Genomic DNA, 1,922 nt, shown 5'->3' with positions numbered 1-1,922 from the left:
CCTTCCGGGCTGCTGTGCCCGTAGTAGCCGCGCGCGGCCATGTCGCGGGCGTAGGCGCGGGCCGCGCGGACGAGCCGCGGATCGGTCCGCAGCGGGGCGCAACCGGCCTCGGCCCGCAGCTGGTTGACGAGCGCGGTCACCCGCTCGCCGGCCGGAGGCGCGGGGGCGGGTGCCGCCGTCGTCCGGCGCGGGGCCGGGCGCGCGCTCGGCGGCGGTGTCTTGGTGGTGGGGGCCGGGGCGGGGGTGCCGACGGGGGTACGGGGCGGGGTGGCCGACGGCGGGGGCGCGGCGGTGGGCCGGGCGGGCGCCGGACGCGTCTGTGGCTGCTCGGGCAGGAGCTGCGGGGCGAGCGCGCCGAGGACGGCGGCGAGCACGGCGGCCCCCGCGAGCCCGGCACGCCGGCCGGGCGTCCACCGCGCGGGCGCCGCGTGCCCGCCACCCGTGTGCTTCCGCACGCCGTCCCCGGCGGTTCCGTGCGGGACGGCCCCCGCGCCGGTGCGACCGGGCCCGGGCTCCACGGGCCGGGCACCTCCGCCCGCCCCCGGCCGGACCGGCGCCGCTCCGCCCCCGCCGTCCGGCCGGACGGGTACGGCGGACACCGGCCCGGTGCCGCCGGCTTCCGCGGTGCCGGCCCATGGGTACGCCTCACCGGAGGGCGCGTGGGCGGCGACGGTCCCGGCGGTGAGGGCGCCGCCGGCCCCGGGGCCCGTGAGCGTCACCGCGAGGGGCGGGACGAGACCGAGGCCGACGAGGAGGCCTTCGACCGGGGCGAGGGCGCCGCGGCCGGTCACCGCCCGCGTACAGGCGGAACAGTCGCGCAGGTGGCGGGCGATGCGTTTGCGCCAGAGGGGCGAGGGGCGGCCGTCCCAGGTGGCGAGGGTGTCGCCCAGGCCGGGGCAGGGCGGGGTGGCGTCGAGGGCGCGGACGACGGCGCGGCCGGTCTCCAGGCGTTCCTTCATGCGCTGGATGCGGACGGCGGCGTGCTGCGGGGAGATGCCCCCGAGGCCTTCGGCGACCTCGGCGCGGGTCAGTTCGCCGGCCGTCTCCAGCCACCACAGGCTGAGCAGGTCGCGGTCGTCCTCGTCCAGCCAGCGGGTGGCGCGGGCCACGTCCCGGCGCTGTCCGGAGAGGCCCAGCCGGAGGATGGTGAGGGTGGTGAAGTCACCGGCGGGGTCGGCGAGCTCGGCGGCCCGGTCGAGCCCGGTCAGCGGGGCGCGCTGCCGTTCGCGCCAGCGGCGCCGTACCCCGTTCATGGCGATGGCGACGAGCCAGGAACGGAACCGCGCGGGGTCACGGAGGCCGGGCAGGCCGTCCAGGGCGCGGACCATCGTCTCCTGGACGACGTCGTCGGTGTCGGCGTGTCCGTCGAGGGCGCGGCCGACGATGTTGTGGACGAGCGGCAGGTAGGCGCGTACCAGCTCCTCCCTGGCGTACGGCTCGCCCGCGCGCGCCGCCTCCACCAGGGCGGTGGTGCGGTGCTCGTCTGTGTGCATGGGTGGTGCTCCCTTGTCCCCGGTTCGTGTCCCCCGTCGTTGGGAGAGCCGTGGGCACGGGAGCGATAACGGTTATGCGGGCAGGACCGGGACGGTCGCCCCGTGGCCCTCCCGTACGGCCTCCACGACGGCGTCGTGCAGGTCGCGGCTGTCGGGCTCCGAGGAGCAGGGGACGGGACTTCCCGACATGGTGAACCAGTCGGAGGCGCCGCTGTACTGCACGGCCACGCGTGCCTCGCCCTCGGCCCAGGTCGTGTGCACGGTCAGATCGCCCGTGATGACTCCGGCCTCGACGGTCAGCACGCCACCACGCCCGGTGTAGACACCGGTGGTCGTCCATGATGCGAAGCTCATCCATCCAGACTCACACCGCTCACCCGGATGCGCCACCGACGGGACGGCCCCGGCCGGACATCCGTCCGGCCGGGG

At 77.8% G+C, this 1,922-nt stretch carries 2 protein-coding genes; both read right to left on the bottom strand.

Annotation, left to right across the window (positions count from 1 at the left end):
• The coding region (locus tag RIF68_RS35535; RefSeq protein WP_309055730.1) for a sigma-70 family RNA polymerase sigma factor at positions 1-1,493 on the bottom strand (1,493 nt) is incomplete at its 3' end.
• A 72-nt stretch (positions 1,494-1,565) separates the two neighbouring features.
• Complete coding sequence (locus RIF68_RS35530) at positions 1,566-1,847, bottom strand: hypothetical protein (RefSeq protein ID WP_309055687.1); 282 nt, start codon at positions 1,845-1,847, stop codon at positions 1,566-1,568.
• Positions 1,848-1,922 lie beyond the last annotated feature (75 nt).

Source organism: Streptomyces sp. (assembly GCF_031178505.1).
Taxonomy (GTDB): domain Bacteria; phylum Actinomycetota; class Actinomycetes; order Streptomycetales; family Streptomycetaceae; genus Streptomyces; species Streptomyces gulbargensis.
Note: the sequence above shows the minus strand (reverse complement) of the source record. Positions and strands in the feature narration are given on the sequence as shown.